This window comes from Halogeometricum borinquense DSM 11551, from assembly GCF_000172995.2.
GTDB classification, from domain to species: domain Archaea; phylum Halobacteriota; class Halobacteria; order Halobacteriales; family Haloferacaceae; genus Halogeometricum; species Halogeometricum borinquense.
The window spans coordinates 55,693-74,669 of sequence record NC_014731.1 but is presented as its reverse complement, the minus strand read 5'-3'; the positions used below and the strand labels follow the sequence as shown (position 1 = coordinate 74,669).

The following is an 18,977-nucleotide window of genomic DNA, read 5'->3' as shown; positions in this document are numbered from 1 at the left end:
TCCTCCGTTACTTCTGTTTCGGTTTGAATTCGTCTTCGGTCTCGCGAACGCTTATAAACTATCGTGGAGGACGTATAGCTATGCGACGCATCGCCATCGTCGGACGCGAACCGGCCGCCCGGGGCCACGCCGAGCGGTACGTCCGGTTCGAGGATGTGACAGTCTGCGCTGCGGTCGGATTCGACGACCCGCCGTCCGGTACTGCCATCCCGACGTTCGAGTCGGTGTCCGACGCGGTCACGGAGACAGAGGCTGACGCGGTTGATGTCTGCGGCCCCGGAAGCGCTCACGTACAGTCGGTCGAGGCGGCACTCGACGAGGAGATTCCCGTCCGGTGTGATCCACCGGTTGCGCTCGATACGCAGACGGTCGAACGTGTCGAAGAACTGGCGTCGAACGGTGATGGATGGCTGTACGCGCCTTCTTCCCATCGGTTCTCTCGCCTCTACGAGCGACTGCAACGGGGTGTCGAGTCCGGTGATATCGGGACCCTCGGTGTCGCCCGAGTGAAGCGTACCGCGCCCTTCGACCGCGTCGGATGGAACGACTCGTATCTCGGAATCGACCGCGCATCATCGCCCGAAGATGCCCTCTGCGACGTCGTCTCACACGACGTAGATACGCTCCACTGGACGTTCGGTCCGGTCGAACGCGTCTTCGCACGACGACGAACCGGCGATTCGTACGCCCACGTCCACCTCCTCCTGCGATTTCGCAACGGCGGTCGAGGAACCGTTGAAGCGACGTGGGGCCGAGCGGACCCGCCAGAATCGCGCGTCGAGGTCGAGTACGCGGGCGATCACGGACGACTTCGGTTCACGGAGGACGATGCGTCCGCGGCGCTCAAAGACGAACATGGATCACTCGATCCGGACCCGCCGGAGGATGACTGCCGGGGTCGCCTCCTCCGAGCGTTCGTTGACCGACTTCACGGCGCCGAACGACCGCCGGCCGCCATCGGATCGGATGGCGACCTATTGCGAACCGTCGTCGCCGTCCGCACGTCGATGGACGAAGAACGACCGGTCGAACTGGGTGAGGTGAGTCGATGACCGTCCGTCTCGGTATCTGTTCGACCGCTCACGTCAACGCTGAGGTGTACGCAGCGCTGCTGTCGAAACTTTCAGACGTCGAACTCGTCGGTATTTCGGATGAAAACGTCGAGCGGGGGCGTCGCCGCGCGTCCGCCGTCGGGACGAAAGCCATGTCTCGGTCGGAACTGATGCGGAGCGTCGAGGGCGTCGTTATCTGCTCGCCGACGGCTATCCACGGCGAACTGTTCGATTTGGCTCTGGTTCACGATGTTGCGGTTCTCACGGAGAAACCGCTCGCAACGTCGCTGTCGGAGGCGAAACGTCTCCGAGACCGGTGCGACGAGAGCGGTATCGTCGCCGGAATGGCGATGCCCGTTCGTTGTAGTCGGCCAATGATCCGACTCAAGCGAGCGTACGAAGACGGCACGCTCGGAGACGTGGTCGCCGTTTCAGGCGTCAACCGCGGTCGGATGCCCGGTGGGTGGTTCACTAACCCCGAACTCGCGGGCGGCGGGGCCGTCATGGACCACACTGACCACATCATCGACGTGGTTCGCTGGATAACGAACGAGGAAGTCGAAGACGTGTACGCCGAACTCGATACGCGATTTTACGACATTCCGGTCGAAGACGTGAATCTGCTGTCGATGACGCTCTCGAACGGCGCGTCGTTCGTCCTCGACGGATCGTGGAGTACACCGCTGAAAAACCCGTTCTGGGGGGACGCACGCGTTGAATTCGTCGGCACCGACGGAACGCTCTCGGCCGACTGCTTCGGCCAGCGGTGTACGCACGTGCAGGATACGAAACAGGACCGGAGCGTCGAATCTATCTACTGGGGTGCGGACCCGAACATCGAACTGTTACGAGACTTCGCTGAGTCAGTTCGAACCGGCCGCCAACCACAGACGACGCTATCGGACGCCGTGGCGACGGTTGCCGTCATGGAAGCGGCGTATGAATCTGCTGAACGAGGCGAACCGGTCGAAGTCGATACCAGCGTTATCTGACGCCCTGTGGTTGATTCTCGGTTGGGGGTCTTTCGTCGGTCGATGTCCCGATTTTCACTCCTCGGTTCCGCTTCCGTCGCTGACGACTCTCCCTTTCGGGGTCGGTCGTTCGACGCTGACGGGAGCGGACTGTTCTGCGGACTCGTACGCTGCCTCGACAACAGCTACGTCTTCGAGCGCGTCCGCCCCTGTCTTCAGTGGCGGGCGGTCCGCTTCGACCGCGCGAACGAAGTCTTCGACGAGTCCTTCATCGGGATTCGAACCCCAGAACACAGAGCGGATCCCGGGGTCGTCGTCCGTGTCGCGCGTCTGTTTGATCGTCTGCCCGAAGCAGTCGATGGAGACGACACCCTCTGTGCCGACGAGACGGAGCGTTGCGTCGCCCCAGTTGTCCCACTCGTCGGGTTTACTCCACGACCCGTCGAGGACAAACTCGGTTCCATCCGTAAGTTCCATCGATAGCACGTTCACGTCCTCGACGGCAATATCGTGGAATCGCGTTCCCGTCTCGGCGTACACTTCGGCTACCTCTTCGCCGGTCATCCACCGTACCGCATCGACCAAGTGGACGGAGTGGTCCGTCACCGCGCCGCCGCCCGCCTGCTCTGGGTCAGCGAACCATCCACCGGGCATCTGTCCGCGATTCGTCCCGCTGAGGAACCGTAGTTCGCCGAGTGCGTCGTCTTCGAGCGCCGTCTTCGCGTTTCTAACGGGTTGGTTGAACCGAAGTGGCATCGCCACTCCGAGATGGACGTCCGCCTCGCGGCACGTCTCGACCATCTGTTCGGCGTCTTCGATGGATGGCGCGAGCGGTTTCTCACAGAGAATATCCACGCCGGCGTCGGCCGCATGCTCGACCCAGTCTCGGTGGGCGGCGTTCGTCGAACAGACGACGACGCCATCGACCCGTTCGAGTAACTCGTCCGGTTCGTAGAAATCAACGCCGTATTCCGCGGCTTTCGCCTGCGCGTCGTCCGCTCTGTCATCGTGTTCAGTGACGCCGACAAACTCGGCATCGCTCTCTCGAAGACAGGCCGCGTACGAATCAGCATGCAGATGCGCAGTCGAACAGATTCCGATTTTGACGTTCATGCGCCCACCTCCGAGAGCTCGACGGGTTCACCGCGCTCGCCGGACTCGATGGCTGCGAGCGAGATCTTAACCGCTTCGCGGGCGTCTTCTGGCGATATTTTGGGTTCGGTGCCGTTCTCCAGACAGTCCACGAAGTGTCTGAGTTCGGCCGTGTACGGACTCGTTTTCAACGCACTTGCCGGGACGTTCGCGTCGTCTGCGGTGCCGGAAATACGGATCGAGTGTTCGTCCCGGCTATCGAACTCTAGCATGCCTTCGCTGCCGGCGAACTCGTAGGCGGTCGTAAAGGGTGTGTCCTCTGGGTAGGCCCACGACGTTTCGACCTGCCCGACGGTGCCGTCCTCGAAGCGGAGGTGGACAGCGGCGTGTTGGTGGAGGTGGTCGTTATCCCACTCTGCCGTCCGGGTGAACACGCGTTCGACGTCGCCTGCGACCCACCGGAGGAAATCGAAGTCGTGGATAGCCATATCGAGGAGCACACCACCGCTTTGGGCTTTGTCGCTGAACCAGTTTTCCGTGCCGTAGCGTGGTGGACTCGACAGTCGTTCTGCACGAAGGGTTCCGGGCGTCCCGATTTCACCGTCGTCGATGCGGCGCTTCGCCTCGGCGTACTCCGGGAAGAATCGCAGGACGTGTCCCGTCATGAACGTGATTCCAGACTCCTCGACGGCGTTTACAACGGCCTCTGCGTCCTCGACCGTCCGAGCCATCGGCTTTTCGGAGAACACGTCGAGTCCGCGGTCCGCTGCGGCCTCTATCAACGGCCTGTGTGTCGGCGTCGGCGTACAGGCGTCGATGACGGTCACGTCCGCATCATCCATCATCTCCTCGGGGTCGTAGTACACGTCCGCTCCGGGTGCGTGTTCGGCGGCAAATTCGTCTCGATTCTCCCCGTGGGAGGCGACGGCGACCACTTCGGCGTCGTCTACTTCCTGGTAGCTGTTAGCGTGGGTCGTAGCCATGAGGCCACTCCCGACTAAGCCAACTCGTTGCATCACTGTCGCGGTGCGCATGTCTCGCTATTAAAACTTCCCTCTACATGCCCCGTTCAGATATTCGACCACGTGTTCGTGCTCGGACCGGCGGCAAACCCGACGCCGGAGAATCGACCGTCTTCGTTGAACACCGACCGGATGACTGACGGGTCTTCGACCAAGTGGTGTTCGAGGTAGCTTCCGCGGGCGCGGCCGTCACCGGTTCGGACGATATCGAGGACTTCGAGGAACTCCCACTCGCGCAGCAGGTCGTGAACGCGACGCTTCGACAGTACTTCGAGACCGGTGTCGGCGCAGATTTCCTCGTAGGCGGTGTATATCTCGGGAGTCTTGAAGGTCCGCGTCTTCTCCGAGAGGGCCAAGAGGACGACGGACAGAAGCGTCGCCTTCTGCTGGTCGGTCGCTCCGGCGAGCAGTTCGCGGAACCGGTCGCGTTCGGCGAGTTCGTTCGCCTCCCGTACGTGATCGACGCCGACGGCGGTTTCCCCGTTGCTCCGGGCGACTTCGCCCGCGTGTCGCAGGAGGTCTATCGCCTTCCGGGCGTCACCGTGTTCTTCGGCCGCCAGCGTGGCACACTCGGTGATGACCTCGTTCGAGAGCGTATCCGTCTGGAACGCGTCCGCCCGTGACCGGAGTATCTCGCGGAGTTTGTCTCTCCCGTACGGTGCAAACACGATTTCTCGTTCCTGTAAGCTGCTCTTGACGCGCTCTTGTAGGCGGTCGCGGTAGCCAATCTTGTTGCTGATTCCGATGATCCCGAGCGCACAGCGCGAAATCTTCTCTGATTCCGCCGCCCGCGAGAGTTGCATGAGAATGTCGTCGGTTTCGAGGTGGTCGATTTCGTCGAGAACGATGAACGCCACGTCGAAGCGCGAATCGAGAACGTCCCAGAGGAGCGTGTAGTACCGGGACCGACCGAGTCCCGTTTCGGGAATCACGATATCGGTCTCTTCGGGGTCGTTTAGTTCACGGGCGATACATCTGACGGCGCGTGTTTCCGTATCTTCCTGCGAACAATCGACCACGACGCGTCCGACGGTGATATCGTTCTCTACGGCCGCCTCTACGGTCCGTTTGGTCGCGTACTTCGCACAGAGCGACTTGCCGGTCCCCGTTTTTCCGTAGAGGAAGACGTTGTTCGGCGAATCGCCGACGGTTGCCGGACTCAGAGAGCCGGCGAGGCGGCGAATCTCTTCGTTCCGCCCGACGATTCGGTCAGGGCCGGGGACGTAACAAACGTCGAGCAGGCTCTCCTGTAGGAAGATGTTCTCGCGGACGCTGAACGCGTCGTCCACCGCCCTCGCGTCCTCGATCGCTTCGTCGTGGCGTGTCATATGTTGCCGTAACAGTGAGGACCATGATAAATTCGTCGGGGTTCGGCTGTCAGCTCCGTCTCAGTACCCCCTCCCCCCTCGTTTCACCTGTATCTCATTACGATTCTAATAGTGTAATGGCTTGCGAATAGCTTACAGTCAACTATGTTTACTCGGAATCTAGTTATCCGGAGATTGGAACCGTTGTCCGCAACGATCCGTCGCAGTAAAAACAGTCGAACGGGGGTACTGACGTCTATTCGAGGTACTCGGACGTTCCCTTGTGAAGCGGAACGAAACCTTCCGCGAACTCGGCACCGCGGGTTCGACCCGTGGTCCGTGCCTGCGCTCGCACCCCTTCGACGAGACCGTCGAATTCGGCGTCCACACCGCCGTGTTCCTCTAGCCACTCGACTTGTGACTCGTGTTGGAGAATCGCTTCCTCTTTCGCTTCCTGTTGGTCGCTCATGTCGATGAACACCTCGGGGTCGAACTCGTCGGCGGTCGGTTTTCCGAAGTAGTAGACGTTGTCCGGTTCCCACTCCTCGTGATCAGTTTGTGCCAACGGCAGCGACGCCATGTAGTACGCGTCTGTGACGAGTCGGGAGGTGACTCGGTGGTCGGGGTGCATATCGTCCCGGAAGTGCGTGAGGATGATGTCCGGACGAAGTTCGCGTATCACGTCAACCAGTTCGAGGCGGTTCTCCATCGAGTAGGTGATACGACCGTCTCGGAAGTCGAGAAAGCGTGCCTCCGCGTCGAGGGCCTCAGCAGCCGCTTCGGCCTCCGATTCGCGCGTTTCGGCCACTTCTTCCTCGGTCGTGTCGAACCCGCCGTATTCGCCGCGAGTCATATAGACGATGGTAACGTCGTCGCCGCGTTCGGCGTGTTTCTTGAGAGTTCCGCCGCAGAAGATATCTGCGTCGTCTGGATGCGCAACTATCGCTGTCACGTGCATACACACCCACTGAGGACGAATCACACATTAAGTGTTATGCCACTCGGCGACACGCTTATTACTCGGATGTTAGATAACCAAAACGCTATGCAAGCAGTCGTCATCGACGGAGAAGGGAGTATCTGGGATGAGGATCGACCTCGTCCCGAACCGGAACCGGGCGAAGCGCTCGTCCGCGTCTCCGCAGTCGGTATCTGTGGTAGCGACATCGGACTGATGGAGGGTGAGGGTCCACCGTGGACTGACTACCCGCTCGTTCCCGGCCACGAGGTGTGCGCCGAAGTGGTCGAACTGGGTGAGGGCGTCGAAGACCTGAACGTCGGCGACAGAGTGGCTCTTCACGGATTCGTCTATTGCGGCACCTGTACGGCCTGTCGGGAGGGCCGGTACTACCAGTGCGATGACCTGAAAGAGGTCGGTTTCACTATCGACGGCGGCTACCGCGAGTACGCCGCGCTCCCGGCCTACACGCTCACGCCGATTCCCGACGACGTGTCGGATCTCGAAGCGACCCAAATCGACTCGGCGGGATGTACGCTTCACGGGCTTCAACGCGTCTCTACCTCGTTCGACGATACCGGTGTCGTTCTCGGACCGGGTTCGCTCGGTCTCTACGGCGTCCAACTCCTGCGCGCGCAGGGCGTCAAAGACGTGATTCTCACTGGAACCCGCGAGGAACGCCTCGAAATCGGTGAACATCACGGCGCGTCGTTGACTATCAACGTCCGCGAGGAGGACCCGGTCGAGCGCATCTTGGAGTACACCGACGGCAAAGGTGCGGACATCTGCGTCGAAGCGGCGGGTGCAGGAGACGTGGTGAACACGTGTCTGAAGGCGACGAGAAAGCGCGGAAACGTCGTCCTTACGGGCGTCTTCGGCGGTATGAAGGAGATCGACCCCAACGACATTGTCTCGAAGGAGTTGCAAGTCGTCGGCGGCGTCACCGCCTCTCATACGGTTGACCAAGTTATCGATCTGTTCCGCCGCGGTGACCTGTCTATCGACGGTATCGTCACCCACGAGTTCGACCTCGCGGAGTACGAAACGGCCATCGAGACGGTCCGTGAACGCCGCGACGGCGTGGTCAAAGCCGTCCTTCGACCGTAATGACCCGCGTACTCCTTGCGGGCGAATCGTGGACGACGGTGACGTTCGAGGTCAAAGGACGAAACGTCCTCGTGGACGCGGACTACGGAACGGCCGAGGAACACCTTGTGGCCGCGCTCGAAGTCAACGGTGCAGCTGTGGACTTCTTGACGTGCGAGGAGACGCTAACGTCGTTCCCCGGCACCCGCGAGGAACTCGACAGCTACGACCTCGTGCTGCTGAGCGACGTCGGCGCAGACTCCCTCCAGTTGACGCCCGCCGTAACTGCAGGCGACACCGACACTGACCGGTGCCGACTCCTCGCTGAGTACGTCCGCGACGGCGGCGCACTCGGCATGATCGGCGGCTACATGAGTTTCGCCGGGAAGGGCGGTGCGGCACGCTATGGCCGAACGCCAATCGCTGATGTGCTTCCGGTCGAGATACGTGACGGCGACGATAGAGTCGAAACCCCCGCTGGCGCGATCCCGATGAACCGCGGCGTTCCCGCTGACCTTCCCGAGACGTGGCCTGCCGTTCTCGGTTACAACCACCTCCAAGCGAAAGACGACGCGGACGTGTGGGCGACGGTTGGTGACCGAGCGGACCCGTTCGTCGTCGTCGGCGAGGCCGGTGCAGGCCGGACGTTCGCCTTCGCGACGGACTGTGCGCCCCACTGGGCACCGATGGAACTCTTAGAGTGGGATGGGCTTCCCGTACTCTGGGGTGCCCTTCTCGACTGGGCGACAAAAGAAACGTAACCGCGGCCTCGGGCCGCGTCTCTACTCTGCGCTGGCGATAACTTCTATCTCGACCCTGATGTCTACCGGGAGTTCGACAACTTCGACGGCGCTTCGGGCCGGATACGGCTGACTCATTCTGTCGCCGTACACTTCGTTGACAGCGTCGTAATCGTCCATATCGGTGACGAACACCGTTGCCTTCACCACGTCATCGAGTGACTGCCCGGCCGATTCGAGGACTGCCTCGACGTTGTCGAGCGTTTGTTCGGTCTGTGCTGTCGCGTCTTCGCCGACGATGTCGCCTGAGTCGGGGTCGATTGGTCCCTGTCCTGAGACGTAGATGCGGTCTCCGTCGCGGATCCCCTGCGAGAACGGGCCGATACTCGGCGGTGCCTCGTCGGTACTGAGTTCTTCCATCGCACCTGCGACTGCGCAGGCGTCCGTGAAAATCGTATCGCCGTGTGCTTGGTGTGTGATCTCTGGTGTCTAGCGTGCGGTATCGACCCGCCCCGGCACGCGACGCGGACGTGAAAACGACTTTATCTGTTCACTGCGACAAACGTATCGAATGAGAAAGTCTACCAGACTGCAGTCGTTCTACTTCGTCTTCTTCCTCTCCTCAAGCGGCATTTTGGCGTTCCGAAACGTCTACTTCCGGTCTGTTGGCCTCTCGGGTAGTGATATGGGACTCGTCGGCGCGGCACTTCTCGTCGTCGGTATCGTCGCACAACCCGTTTGGGGGCTTCTTAGCGACCGACTCGGCGCGCAAAAGCGTGTCGTCCTCATCGCGTTAGCCGTCTCTGGTGCGCTCTCGCTGGCTTTTCCCCCCGCCGCGCGCGTCGGTGTCCTCGCACTCGTCGGACTGACGATTGCGTTCGCTGCGTTTCAGTCGCCCGTTCGCCCGGTGGCGAATTCGCTTGTTCTTTCGGCCGGGTACGGATACGGGACAGTTCGCGCGTTCGGGAGTATCGCATTCGGCGTCGGAACGCTCGCGTACGGATTGGTCCTCGCGCGCACCGACCCGTCCGTGTTGTTCTACGTCTACGCGGTCGGTGCAGCGCTCGCATTTTTTGTCGTTCTCCGAACGCCCGTCGGGGACGGCGACCCACTCGATGGGGTTGGCCGCCGCGTTCCGGCGCTCCTCCGTAATCGGTCGTTCGCCGGACTCCTCGCGGCGACGTTCGTCGTCGGCATCGTCCTCTCGGCTAACAACTCGTATTTCGTCTTTTTCGTCAACGCGGTCGGCGGCGGGAACGAGACAACGGGGGCCGCCTTCGCTGTCAAGACAACAGCGGAGGCGATTGCGTTCCTCGCGTTCGTCCGCGCCGCACCGTCTCGACGCCTTCTCTTCGTCGCTGGTGGACTCGCCCACGCTGCCGTGTTCTCAATGTACGTCCTCGGTGGTACGACGGCCGCCGTGATTGCGGTTCAACCGCTTCTCGGCGTCGGCTACGCCGCCGTAATGACCTCTGTTGTCGAACTTGCAGACGAACTCTCGCCGGACGAACTCGGGGCGACGGCGCAGACAGCGCTGACCGCTCTCGGCATTGGCCTCGGCGGTGCAACTGGCGAACTGCTCTCTGGGGCGTTGCTCGACGTACTTGGTATCTTTCGGCTGTTCGGCGGCTACGCCGTCGTCGCTGTCGTCTCCGTTGTCGTGTTCCTCGCAACTGTTGATGCGAACCGAGTGACTCGAAACGCGTCGCTGGCGGGTGGCGATGACTGAAGATTCCGCGAGGTAGGGGCGTCTCCGCTAGTCGAACACGTACTGGAGGTTGTCTAACAGTTGTGGTGGCATCCGCTCGGGTGCCGTCTGGTACGGCGGGACCTCGGCCGTCAGCCACCCGTCGTATCCGATGTCCGCGAGGGCGTCGCGCACGGCATACCAGTCTACGTCTCCCTGTAGTGGGTACGTAAAGCCGTGTATCGTGTCCACGTCCGCGTCGTAATCTTTCACGTGTACCCGTTCGATTCGGTCTCCCAGAATTCGAATCCACTGTTCGGGACGGCCGAACCGGCGTACGTTCCCCACGTCGAAGTACGCGCCAACGGGTCCCGCTTCGCTCGCCTCGTCCACGAACTGAGCGAATTCGAGCGGTGAGAGCAGGAAGTCGTTCCAGACGTTCTCGATGCAGACGGTCACGTCGTACTCCGCGGCAGTCTCGGCTAACGTCCGAACGGATTCGAGAGCGCGGTCGTACGCGGCGTCGTACGGTGTTTCTTCGTCAACGATAGCGGGAACGACGAGAATGGCACCCGCATTGAGTTCGTCGGCGATGTGAATCATCCGCTCTCCAGCGTCGATACCGGCCTCGCGCGTTTCGGCGTCGGGACTCGACAATTGCTGCTTCCAGTGAAGCGTGGTGGAGACGGCGGGGACTTCTAATTCGAGTGTCGAGATGCAGTCACCGAACGCGGCGACGGCGTCGTCGTCCCACAGTGGGCCGTCGGCGGTCAGATTCGGTTCGATACCGTCGTATCCGGCCGATGCGAGTTGTTCCGCGTTCGTTTCGAGTCCGTCATTGGGGAACCCCATCTGGTTGAGTGCAAACCGCATACCACCTCGATTCGGCGGGGATGTGAAATAGGTTCGCACGAACTGCACCCGGCAAAGTTTAACATCCGACGGTGAGTTCCTCCGACCACCATGACAACAACCGTCGGGTTCGTCGGTGCGGGGGGTATCGCCGCGGTCCATCTCGATTCGTTGGACCAGTACGACGGTGCGACGCTCGTCGCCGTCGCTGACATCGACGGCGAACGCGCACGTGCGGTGGCCGACCCGCGGGGGGCAACGGCGTACACGGACGGTCACGAACTCATCGCGGAGGAGTCGGAGTCGCTAGACGCCCTCGTCGTCGCTATTCCTCCGTTTGCACACGAAGGCTACGAACGCGAAGCGGCCGACGCCGGGATCGACCTGTTCGTGGAGAAACCGGTCGGTCTCGACTCGGAGGTGGTCGCGGCGACGCGACGAGAGCTTGAATCATCGGGCGTCGTCACGCAGGTCGGGTACGTTTGCCGATACGCGCAGATAACGGACCGGGCACGGGAACTACTGGACGGGCGGCAAGTGGCTCACGTCGATAGCGAGTACTGGGTATCGGTGCCCGATACCTCATGGTGGTCGTCGCGCGCGCACTCCGGCGGACAACTCGTCGAACAATCGACGCACGTCTTCGACGTACACCGGTATCTCCTCGGTGAGGTTGAGACTGTCCGTGGCGATGGAACGGACGGCCTGCTTGCCGACGGGCTTGATTTCCAGGATGCGACCTCGACGACGCTGTCACACGAGTCAGGGGCGGTGTCACACATCTCTTCGACCTGCGCGTCACCGGAGTCCCGGTTCCAAGTGCGTGTCGTCGCCGACGATGCCTTCCTCGAACTGGATTACTTCGAGCACTCTCTTTCCGGTGTCGTAGACGGCGAGCGCGTGACATTCCAAGGCGATGGGTCGTGGTATCAGCGTGAATTCGAGGCGTTCCTTGCTGCCGTACGCGGACGGGGGGACGACGTGCGGTCGGACTACGCCGACGCGGCGAGGACGTTCGAGGTAACGCTCGCGGCGCGTGAAGCGGCTGAAACCGGTGACTGTATCGACCTGTGACTCTTCATTGTCCCCGATTTCGTCCCTCTCGCGTCTTTTTGAGATTTCTCGGGCGACTATCCTACACTTTTATTATCTTCGATAGTGATTCGCTCACGTAGTGAGTTCGCAATGGGAAAACTAGACATCCGTAACCTCCGGAAGGTCTTCGAGGACGACGGTGGCTCCATCGTGGCGGTGGACGATTTGAACATCGACATCGAGGACGGAGAGTTCCTCATCTTCGTCGGCCCATCAGGGTGTGGAAAGTCAACGACGCTTCGATGTATTGCCGGATTAGAGTCGGCCACATCCGGACAGATCATACTTGACGACACGGACATCACGAACAAACCCCCAACCGACCGGGATATTGCGATGGTGTTCCAGAACTACGCGCTGTATCCCCATATGACGGCGCGTGACAACATCGGATTCGGGCTGAAGATGTCCACCGATATGGAGAAAGACGAGATACGAGAACGAGTCGAACAAACGGCCGAAATGATGGGCATCGAGGATCTGCTCGACAAAAAACCGGGTGAACTCTCTGGTGGGCAACAACAACGCGTTGCGCTGGGTCGGGCAATCGTCCGCGAACCGTCCGTTTTCCTGATGGACGAGCCGTTGTCGAACCTCGACGCGAAACTGCGGACGACGATGCGGACCGAACTGCAGGATCTCCAGCAGCAACTCGGCATCACCACTATCTACGTCACGCACGATCAGACGGAGGCGATGACGATGGGCGACCGTATCGCCATTCTCAACGACGGCGAACTCCAGCAGCTGGGGACCCCACTGGAGTGTTACTACGAGCCGACGAACCGGTTCGTCGCAGGATTCATTGGCTCGCCGTCGATGAACTTCTTTGAGGTTGAGTATGCGGACGGAAGTCTCATCCACGAAACGTTCCGCTACGACCTCTCGCGGGAAACGAGTGAGGAACTTTCGGTGCGTGAGGGACCGTTGACGCTTGGTGTCCGCCCGGAGAGTATCGAACTCGCCTCGGCGGGAGACACGAACGCCATCGAAGTACCCGTCGTTGTCACGGAACCGATGGGTGAGACGACGTACGTCTACGTTGACATCGGCGACCAACAGTACACCGTGACGGTCGGTGGCGACCGCATCGTCGAGCCCGGATCTACGCTTCACGTCGTTTTCCCCGAAGACAAGATGCACCTGTTCGACCCCGACACCGGGGAATCACTGAAAACCAGAACCATCGCCACTGCTCCCGAAGCCGACGCCGACATCCGCGCGTAGAGAGCGCACCCCCTGCTCTCCCGAGCCCAGCACTCCCACCCGGTCTCTCTTCGGAGCGCCACTGACGAGTCTATCGTGACATTCGATATCTAATACCGAACATTTATTATGAACTAACATCGTGTTGGTTTCGAGGTCAGACTATGAGCAACAGACGCAGTATCTCTCGGCGGAAAATCCTTTCACTGACCGGATCGGCCGGTGTCGCAGGACTCGCCGGTTGTATGGGCGGCGATGATGGTAGTACGAACACGTCCACCAACGGTGGCGGCGGTAGCGGGGACGAAACCAGCTCCGGAACGGATTCAAACTCCGGCGGATCGAGCGGGGAAAAGGCGACGCTTTGGGCGTGGAACGATCCCGGATTGACCCCGATTCGGAAAGAGCAAGGCAAAGAGTTCAAAAATAACTTCGACGTCGGCGGTGTCGATTGGCAGTACTATCCATTCGAGAATTACCTTTCGAAGGCGACATCGGCGATTCCCGCGGGGAACGCGCCCGACAGTCTCGCGCTTTCGGTGCTTTGGGTTTCACGCTTCGGTTCCAAAGGTGCCGCAGTTGACCTCGAGGCAAACGGGTTCAACGCGGACGACTACGTGCCCGCCGCACGAAACAACGCCAGCTACGACGGTAAGCTCTGGGCTGTCCCGTGGTACGCCGACTGCCGTCTCCTCTGTATCAACAGGTCGATGTTCAAAGAAGCCGGACTCGAAGTTCCCGATCCGACCTATCGGCCGTCCTGGGACGAGTGGGAGACGTGGGTTACCGAGTTGTCGAAGACGCACGGCACGGCCTACTCGATGCCCGCAGGCGAGGGCTTCGACTCGTTCGTTCTCTCGAACGGTAGCGGGTACCTCAGCGAAGACGGCACGGAGGCACGGATCAACAGCGACGCCGCCCTCGAAGCGGCGAACTTCCTCCAGCCAAAAATCGTCGAAGACGATTCGATTCTCGCTCGTAACCCGGGCGGAACGTCGGCTGTCGAGGACTTCCTCGCGGGCGAAGCGCCGATGTTCTACGCCGGGTCGTGGCACTTCCCGCGCCTGCGCAAAAGCGGACTTGACTGGCAGTACAATCCGCACCCGAGCGGACCGAACGTTGACGTAAGCCACACGTGGAGTGCGGGTGTGTTCTACAGCGTTCCGAGTCGAGGCGGCGCGAGCAAGGAGCTCGGTCTCAAGTGGCTGGAATACATCGACTCGATGGAAGTCCAAAAGAACGTCACGAAGGCGATGGGTGGGTTCCCCGGCCGGAAAGATGCGTACGAAACCGACGCGTTCCAGCAATACCTTGAGGAGAACCCCAAACTGAAAACCGTCGCACAGGAGATGGAGAACACCAAGGCGTTCCCGAGTCACCCCGAGGTATCGAAGATGTGGAACACGGTCCACACGCAGGCGCAGTCGATGTGGCAGGGTGAAGACCCTGAGAAGGCACTCGACAAGGCGGCTCAAGAGATCAACGCACTCCTCTGATCATGGCACAGTCACAAGCGTGGCAACGCATCCGTCGGCGGGCTAATGGATACCTTCCGGAGTTTGCTCTCGAAAGTCCGGATTCGGACCTTTCGTGGTATCTCATCGTCTTCCCCAAGGTGTTTCTGTTCGCCGCGGTACTGCTCATCCCGTTTGTCGGGGCGTTCTACATCAGCCTCCATCAGTGGGAGCCGCTGGCGGCGTCACACCCGTTCATCGGATTGGAAAACTACGTCCAACTGTTGCAAGACCCCGTATTCTGGGATGCGGTCGTCAACACGGCGGCATACAGCGCTGCCTTGCTCGTGTTCGACGTTCCTATCGCGTTGGGGCTTGCTTTACTGTTGAACATGAATCTTCGCGGGACGAAGTTCTACTCGGCGGCCATCTTCCTTCCGGTGGTCACCTCGTGGGTCGTCGTCTCGCTCATCTGGACGTGGCTCTACAATCCTCAGTACGGCTTCATCAACGCCGCATTGGGGATGATCGGCCTTCCGCAGTTGGACTGGCTCCAAAGCTCGAAGACGGCGTTGGCGTCCATCGCCATCATGAGCATCTGGAAGCACATCGGATTCAACATGGTCATCTTCCTCGCCGGTCTGAAGGGCATTCCGGACGACTTCTACGAGGCGGCCATCGTCGATGGTGCAAACCGCTGGCAGCGACTTCGGCACATCACGTTACCGCTGCTGAAGCCGACGACGTTCTTCGTCGTCACCGTGACGCTCATCATGTCGTTCCGCCTGTACGTGCAGGTGTTCGTGATGACGCGCGGCGGTCCGGCGCGTTCGACGTACTCCATCGTCTACTACTTCTGGCAGACTGGCTTCCAGGAGTTCCAGATGGGGTATGCAAGCGCTATCGCAGTGGTCTTGTTCATCATCGTGTTCGGGTTGAGCATCCTGCAGCAGCGTACGTGGGGTGGTGACGTTGAGTACTGACGTCGATAACTTGGATTTCGACGACGACGGACCGTCTATCGACCGGGAAGGGTCGTGGTACGACACGGCCGCGAAGGTCGTCGCACACGCGATCCTTCTGTTCATGAGCGCAGTCGCCGTGTTCCCGTTCGTGTGGGCGTTCCTCACGTCGCTGAAGCCCGAGGATAAAATCTTCACGACGATTACGCAGATCATCCCGACGGACCCGACGCTCATCAACTACGTGAACATGTGGCTACAGAACCCCCTCGACCGCTGGGTTCTCAACAGCCTCGTGCTCGCTGTCGGCGTCGTGTTCTTCACGCTCCTCTTGGACACACTTGCGGGATACGCGCTGGCGAAGGGCGACTTCAAAGGGAAGTCGATTATCTACACGCTCGTCATCGGGACGCTCGTCATCCCGCCGCAGGTGGTGCTCGTTCCGCTCTACTTGGAGATGACGATGCTCAACTGGTCGAACACCTACTGGGCTATCATGGTGCTGTACATCGCTAACCCGTTCGGGACGTTCATGATGCGACAGTTCTTCCTCGGAGTACCTGATTCGCTCATCGAGGCGGCCAGAATGGACGGCTGTAGCACCTTCCAGATATACACGAGGATAATGCTGCCACTCGCTAAACCGGCACTCTCGTCGCTTGGCGTGTTCACGTTTATCTTCGTGTGGGGTTCGTTCCTCTGGCCGCTCATCATCCTCAACGATGCGGCGATGTTCCCCCTACAGGTGGGTATCGGCCTCCTCACCGGACGATACAGTTCCCAATGGGGACAACTCCTCGCGGCGGTCATCATCGCCGCGCTTCCGGTCATGGTGGCCTACCTCCTCGCACAGCGCACCTTCATGAAAGGTATCGCTCTCTCGGGAGGGAAAGGATAGATGTCTCTCGAACTCACCACTGTGGTGCTGAAGATCGGCTACGCCGGACAGAACGAGCCTGTCGTCGGCGGCGCACTCACCTTCTTCGTCGCCGCTGTCGGCGTACTCTACCTCTCGTTCGTCCGTGATGAGATGGAGACTGGCCCGCTTATGAAGGTGGCTGGCTTCCTCCTCCTCGGTATGGCGCTTCTCGCCTACTACTGGCCGATGCGCCCGTGGCCGCACTGAGTGCGACTCGCACTGCGACACCTTCCTCTCTCGGCGATATTCGCTCACAGACATCCCTGAGCCGTCTTGATCTATCAGATTCTCTTGAGCTGATCCGTGATTTATTGTCGAGCGTTTCATCGCTACCGGCCGTCTCGCTCAATCTAAGGTGGATCAACGGGATGGTTAGACGGAGGAACGGAACGAGACTGTGTCTGGGTGCGAGATGATAGCTCTACTTTCGTCCATTGTTAGATTAGTCTTACTGGCTGATATATCGTTCATTTTGAATCTGGAATCTGTTCTTCTATGGATACTAGAATGAATCTAGTCAAATCTGAAGACAGAATATGGATATTTGTTTTAAATACTGTATATCGGTATTCCCACTAATTCTATATGGCTGATTACGTGTATATAAGCAAAATATTAGTTCTTAAAATGACAATTCTATCTGTGATCCTGGCGAATATACTCTACTCAACGAAGCTCCAGTATTAATTAAAAGCAACTTCGGCGGTCTACACTGCGAATTACGCCGTTGCTATTTTGATATCGTCGGTACGAATCTGCGGGAAAGCGGCCACCGCTGTCTCAGCGACTCAGATCCACAGTGCAGATGTGAACAGCACAGCGTTGAATATCCCATGAACGAGGGCAGGAACGACGAGATTGTCTGTTCGATAGTACACCCAACCGAATATCATCCCCATGAGCGTGTAGTACGCCGCCATGTGGGCGATTGTGGCAAGAGGTGGAGAGAGCAATAGGACCGGGTAGACGTGAAAGAGAGCGAACGCCGCCCCAGCGATTCCGACGGCGCTCACGGGGCTGAACGCTTCGCGGAGTCGGCCTTGCATTACGCCGCGGAAGAAGAACTCTTCGGTGGGACCAATTAGTGTAAACGACAGAATCGCACCGAACGCGAACCCTATTCCGGTCAGATCGCCGAGCCGACTATACTCAGTGTAGCCGGGTGAGAGCTCGAAAGCTGGGATAATGGCATCAGTGATCGCAAGCGAGAGGAAGGCTGTGACGAGACTTGCCAGCAGGCCACCGATTAGGTATGGGAGTTCTTGTCGAGTTGGCGGCCGAACGGGTAGGCGAAACGACGACCGAAATCGGAGATACGTTATTCCGACGACGATGAAACTGAGTTCGATTCCGACGATTCCTACAACGAAGGTAGCTGTCTCCCCTAACCTACTTCCGATAACGGCTGTTGCCAGCGTCGCTGCGACGGTTGCCACTAGCGCAGCGACAATGATCCCAGCGAGCACAGTCGCAGTGCGGACAGTTCCAGTTCGATCAGTCGCACCGTTATCAACGTCTGCGGTGGGTGTCGAAACTGAGTCTGACATACTCGTGGACTCTCTCTATCCGGTTGTAAGTGTTATCTGGATGGCTATTAAGTTGTGTAATTGACATATCAAATCGGAACACGTACCATGCAGAATCAGAAATCTGGAGTATGGCGGATTTAGGTGGCAGTTCGTACGACGACACGTATGCGGCGTTGACAGATGAGACACGTGTTCAAATCCTCTTCGCGCTTGCGGACCAGTACGACGAGGCGTGGTCGTCTGGGTGGCTTTCGTTTTCGCAGTTGCGCGAACGAGTCGGCGTTGCAGACACCAGTCGGTTTAGCTATCACCTGGATGCGTTGCAAGACGAACTCGTTCGTAAGATCGATGGACAATACCGGCCGCGAGTTGCTGCCCTCGAAATCGTGTCCGCGATTCGAGCGGGGACGTATGATGGTGAGACAGTAACTGTCGATCGACGGCAGACTGAGTACCAGTGCCCACACTGCGAGCAGTCACTCGTCATAACCTATCAGGACCACCTGCTGTACGTCGGCTGTCCGGACCACGGCGCTGCAATCGCCTATCCGGTTCCACCCCGGGCGGTAACTGGCCGAACGATAGAAGACGTTCTCGATCTCTCGCTTCGTAAACACGCCTGCGACGTGCGACTCCTTCAGGACGGAGTCTGTCCACATTGCTGGAGTACTGCTGGTCTCTCGTTTCCGCGGGAATCTGTTCCGGATTCGTACCTTCTCGACGATGTTCCGTATGCAACTGCCGCGTGCGATACCTGCTGGTTGTCGTATCCGATCCCGGTCGCTCATACAGTTCTCGGACACCCCGCGGTCGAAACTCTGTACGCAGACCACGGATTCGGACTGGCAGACGCCCAGATCGGACCGCACGATCTAGCGAGAGTGGCTGACGTCGTCTGCTGTACCAGTGACTCACCAGCGGTCCGGCTTACTATCGATCTTGGTGATCGGCCGCTCGTCTTCGAACTGGACGAGTCCTGTGCTGTCCTCGATTACTGGCGTCGGTAGCGCTTCTCGTGTCCGTGGGCGTCGTTGATTGGATTCTC

General features: G+C 59.7%; 19 protein-coding genes. 12 read left to right on the top strand and 7 right to left on the bottom strand.

What is annotated here, in order from left to right:
• The first annotated feature begins 80 nt into the window (after window positions 1-80).
• Both HBOR_RS16125 and HBOR_RS16120 read left to right on the top strand, forming a co-directional pair.
• The gene (locus HBOR_RS16125; protein WP_006054753.1) at window positions 81-1,052 is read left to right on the top strand and encodes a Gfo/Idh/MocA family protein; all 972 of its coding nucleotides are present in this window, start codon (window positions 81-83) and stop codon (window positions 1,050-1,052) included.
• Window positions 1,049-2,044 carry a Gfo/Idh/MocA family protein gene (locus HBOR_RS16120; protein WP_006054754.1) on the top strand — a complete coding sequence of 332 codons (996 nt, stop codon included), beginning with the start codon at window positions 1,049-1,051 and terminating at the stop codon, window positions 2,042-2,044. The genes HBOR_RS16125 and HBOR_RS16120 overlap by 4 nt, the downstream gene beginning before the upstream one ends.
• A gap of 54 nt (window positions 2,045-2,098) precedes the next feature.
• On the opposite strand, the gene HBOR_RS16115 is transcribed toward HBOR_RS16120, so the two are convergent.
• From HBOR_RS16115 to HBOR_RS16100, 4 genes are all read right to left on the bottom strand, one after another.
• Window positions 2,099-3,136 carry a Gfo/Idh/MocA family protein gene (locus HBOR_RS16115; RefSeq protein WP_013440749.1) on the bottom strand — a complete coding sequence of 346 codons (1,038 nt, stop codon included), beginning with the start codon at window positions 3,134-3,136 and terminating at the stop codon, window positions 2,099-2,101.
• Complete coding sequence (locus HBOR_RS16110; RefSeq protein ID WP_013440748.1) at window positions 3,133-4,131, bottom strand: Gfo/Idh/MocA family protein; 999 nt, start codon at window positions 4,129-4,131, stop codon at window positions 3,133-3,135. The genes HBOR_RS16115 and HBOR_RS16110 overlap by 4 nt, the downstream gene beginning before the upstream one ends.
• A 53-nt stretch (window positions 4,132-4,184) precedes the next feature.
• On the bottom strand, window positions 4,185-5,465 hold the full coding sequence (locus HBOR_RS16105) for a Cdc6/Cdc18 family protein (protein ID WP_013440747.1): 1,281 nt from the start codon (window positions 5,463-5,465) through the stop codon (window positions 4,185-4,187).
• A 235-nt stretch (window positions 5,466-5,700) separates the two neighbouring features.
• Window positions 5,701-6,402, bottom strand: coding sequence for a PIG-L deacetylase family protein (locus HBOR_RS16100; protein WP_006054759.1), 702 nt, complete (start codon window positions 6,400-6,402; stop codon window positions 5,701-5,703).
• An 87-nt stretch (window positions 6,403-6,489) separates the two neighbouring features.
• Here HBOR_RS16100 and HBOR_RS16095 point away from each other — a divergent pair, with 87 nt between their 5' ends.
• Both HBOR_RS16095 and HBOR_RS16090 read left to right on the top strand, forming a co-directional pair.
• A complete protein-coding gene (locus tag HBOR_RS16095) occupies window positions 6,490-7,509 on the top strand; it encodes a zinc-dependent alcohol dehydrogenase (protein ID WP_006054760.1) in 1,020 nt (339 codons plus the stop codon).
• Complete coding sequence (locus tag HBOR_RS16090) at window positions 7,509-8,249, top strand: glutamine amidotransferase (protein WP_006054761.1); 741 nt, start codon at window positions 7,509-7,511, stop codon at window positions 8,247-8,249. Before HBOR_RS16095 ends, HBOR_RS16090 begins: the two co-directional genes overlap by 1 nt.
• Before the next feature lie 21 nt (window positions 8,250-8,270).
• On the opposite strand, the gene HBOR_RS16085 is transcribed toward HBOR_RS16090, so the two are convergent.
• Window positions 8,271-8,648: a Rid family detoxifying hydrolase gene (locus HBOR_RS16085; protein WP_006054762.1), complete on the bottom strand. Its 378-nt coding sequence runs from the start codon at window positions 8,646-8,648 to the stop codon at window positions 8,271-8,273.
• Between the two features lie 151 nt (window positions 8,649-8,799).
• Here HBOR_RS16085 and HBOR_RS16080 point away from each other — a divergent pair, with 151 nt between their 5' ends.
• Window positions 8,800-9,957, top strand: coding sequence for an MFS transporter (locus tag HBOR_RS16080; RefSeq protein WP_006054763.1), 1,158 nt, complete (start codon window positions 8,800-8,802; stop codon window positions 9,955-9,957).
• A 27-nt stretch (window positions 9,958-9,984) separates the two neighbouring features.
• Here the strand turns inward: HBOR_RS16080 and HBOR_RS16075 are convergent, their stop codons facing one another.
• Window positions 9,985-10,788, bottom strand: a complete 804-nt coding sequence (locus HBOR_RS16075) for a sugar phosphate isomerase/epimerase family protein (RefSeq protein ID WP_006054764.1) — start codon at window positions 10,786-10,788, stop codon at window positions 9,985-9,987.
• 90 nt (window positions 10,789-10,878) lie between these two features.
• On the opposite strand from HBOR_RS16075, the gene HBOR_RS16070 reads away from it, so the two are divergent.
• The 6 genes from HBOR_RS16070 (at window position 10,879) to HBOR_RS16045 (ending at window position 16,610) form a co-directional block, all read left to right on the top strand.
• Complete coding sequence (locus HBOR_RS16070; RefSeq protein WP_006054765.1) at window positions 10,879-11,841, top strand: Gfo/Idh/MocA family protein; 963 nt, start codon at window positions 10,879-10,881, stop codon at window positions 11,839-11,841.
• A gap of 111 nt (window positions 11,842-11,952) precedes the next feature.
• Window positions 11,953-13,089, top strand: coding sequence for an ABC transporter ATP-binding protein (locus tag HBOR_RS16065; RefSeq protein ID WP_006054766.1), 1,137 nt, complete (start codon window positions 11,953-11,955; stop codon window positions 13,087-13,089).
• Window positions 13,090-13,232: 143 nt separating this feature from the next.
• The gene (locus HBOR_RS16060) at window positions 13,233-14,564 is read left to right on the top strand and encodes a sugar ABC transporter substrate-binding protein (RefSeq protein WP_013440745.1); all 1,332 of its coding nucleotides are present in this window, start codon (window positions 13,233-13,235) and stop codon (window positions 14,562-14,564) included.
• Between the two features lie 2 nt (window positions 14,565-14,566).
• Window positions 14,567-15,505, top strand: coding sequence for a carbohydrate ABC transporter permease (locus HBOR_RS16055; RefSeq protein ID WP_006054768.1), 939 nt, complete (start codon window positions 14,567-14,569; stop codon window positions 15,503-15,505).
• Entirely contained in the window at window positions 15,489-16,382 is an 894-nt protein-coding gene (locus HBOR_RS16050) for a carbohydrate ABC transporter permease (RefSeq protein ID WP_006054769.1), read from the top strand. The genes HBOR_RS16055 and HBOR_RS16050 overlap by 17 nt, the downstream gene beginning before the upstream one ends.
• Window positions 16,383-16,610: a hypothetical protein gene (locus HBOR_RS16045; RefSeq protein WP_006054770.1), complete on the top strand. Its 228-nt coding sequence runs from the start codon at window positions 16,383-16,385 to the stop codon at window positions 16,608-16,610.
• A gap of 581 nt (window positions 16,611-17,191) precedes the next feature.
• Here the strand turns inward: HBOR_RS16045 and HBOR_RS16040 are convergent.
• Window positions 17,192-17,950, bottom strand: a complete 759-nt coding sequence (locus HBOR_RS16040) for a CPBP family intramembrane glutamic endopeptidase (RefSeq protein WP_006054771.1) — start codon at window positions 17,948-17,950, stop codon at window positions 17,192-17,194.
• 110 nt (window positions 17,951-18,060) lie between these two features.
• On the opposite strand from HBOR_RS16040, the gene HBOR_RS16035 reads away from it, so the two are divergent.
• A complete protein-coding gene (locus HBOR_RS16035; RefSeq protein WP_006054772.1) occupies window positions 18,061-18,939 on the top strand; it encodes a winged helix-turn-helix domain-containing protein in 879 nt (292 codons plus the stop codon).
• Window positions 18,940-18,977: the final 38 nt, after the last annotated feature.

Coding starts and splice junctions, on each gene's coding strand:
- HBOR_RS16120 (WP_006054754.1), top strand. CDS start 1,049: ATGACCGTCCGTCTCGGTATCTGTTCGACCGCTCACGTCAACGCTGAG.
- HBOR_RS16085 (WP_006054762.1), bottom strand. CDS start 8,648: ATGGAAGAACTCAGTACCGACGAGGCACCGCCGAGTATCGGCCCGTTC.
- HBOR_RS16045 (WP_006054770.1), top strand. CDS start 16,383: ATGTCTCTCGAACTCACCACTGTGGTGCTGAAGATCGGCTACGCCGGA.
- HBOR_RS16035 (WP_006054772.1), top strand. CDS start 18,061: ATGGCGGATTTAGGTGGCAGTTCGTACGACGACACGTATGCGGCGTTG.
- HBOR_RS16055 (WP_006054768.1), top strand. CDS start 14,567: ATGGCACAGTCACAAGCGTGGCAACGCATCCGTCGGCGGGCTAATGGA.
- HBOR_RS16065 (WP_006054766.1), top strand. CDS start 11,953: ATGGGAAAACTAGACATCCGTAACCTCCGGAAGGTCTTCGAGGACGAC.
- HBOR_RS16115 (WP_013440749.1), bottom strand. CDS start 3,136: ATGAACGTCAAAATCGGAATCTGTTCGACTGCGCATCTGCATGCTGAT.
- HBOR_RS16075 (WP_006054764.1), bottom strand. CDS start 10,788: ATGCGGTTTGCACTCAACCAGATGGGGTTCCCCAATGACGGACTCGAA.
- HBOR_RS16090 (WP_006054761.1), top strand. CDS start 7,509: ATGACCCGCGTACTCCTTGCGGGCGAATCGTGGACGACGGTGACGTTC.
- HBOR_RS16100 (WP_006054759.1), bottom strand. CDS start 6,402: ATGCACGTGACAGCGATAGTTGCGCATCCAGACGACGCAGATATCTTC.
- HBOR_RS16060 (WP_013440745.1), top strand. CDS start 13,233: ATGAGCAACAGACGCAGTATCTCTCGGCGGAAAATCCTTTCACTGACC.
- HBOR_RS16070 (WP_006054765.1), top strand. CDS start 10,879: ATGACAACAACCGTCGGGTTCGTCGGTGCGGGGGGTATCGCCGCGGTC.
- HBOR_RS16125 (WP_006054753.1), top strand. CDS start 81: ATGCGACGCATCGCCATCGTCGGACGCGAACCGGCCGCCCGGGGCCAC.
- HBOR_RS16095 (WP_006054760.1), top strand. CDS start 6,490: ATGCAAGCAGTCGTCATCGACGGAGAAGGGAGTATCTGGGATGAGGAT.
- HBOR_RS16080 (WP_006054763.1), top strand. CDS start 8,800: ATGAGAAAGTCTACCAGACTGCAGTCGTTCTACTTCGTCTTCTTCCTC.
- HBOR_RS16040 (WP_006054771.1), bottom strand. CDS start 17,950: ATGTCAGACTCAGTTTCGACACCCACCGCAGACGTTGATAACGGTGCG.
- HBOR_RS16105 (WP_013440747.1), bottom strand. CDS start 5,465: ATGACACGCCACGACGAAGCGATCGAGGACGCGAGGGCGGTGGACGAC.
- HBOR_RS16110 (WP_013440748.1), bottom strand. CDS start 4,131: ATGCAACGAGTTGGCTTAGTCGGGAGTGGCCTCATGGCTACGACCCAC.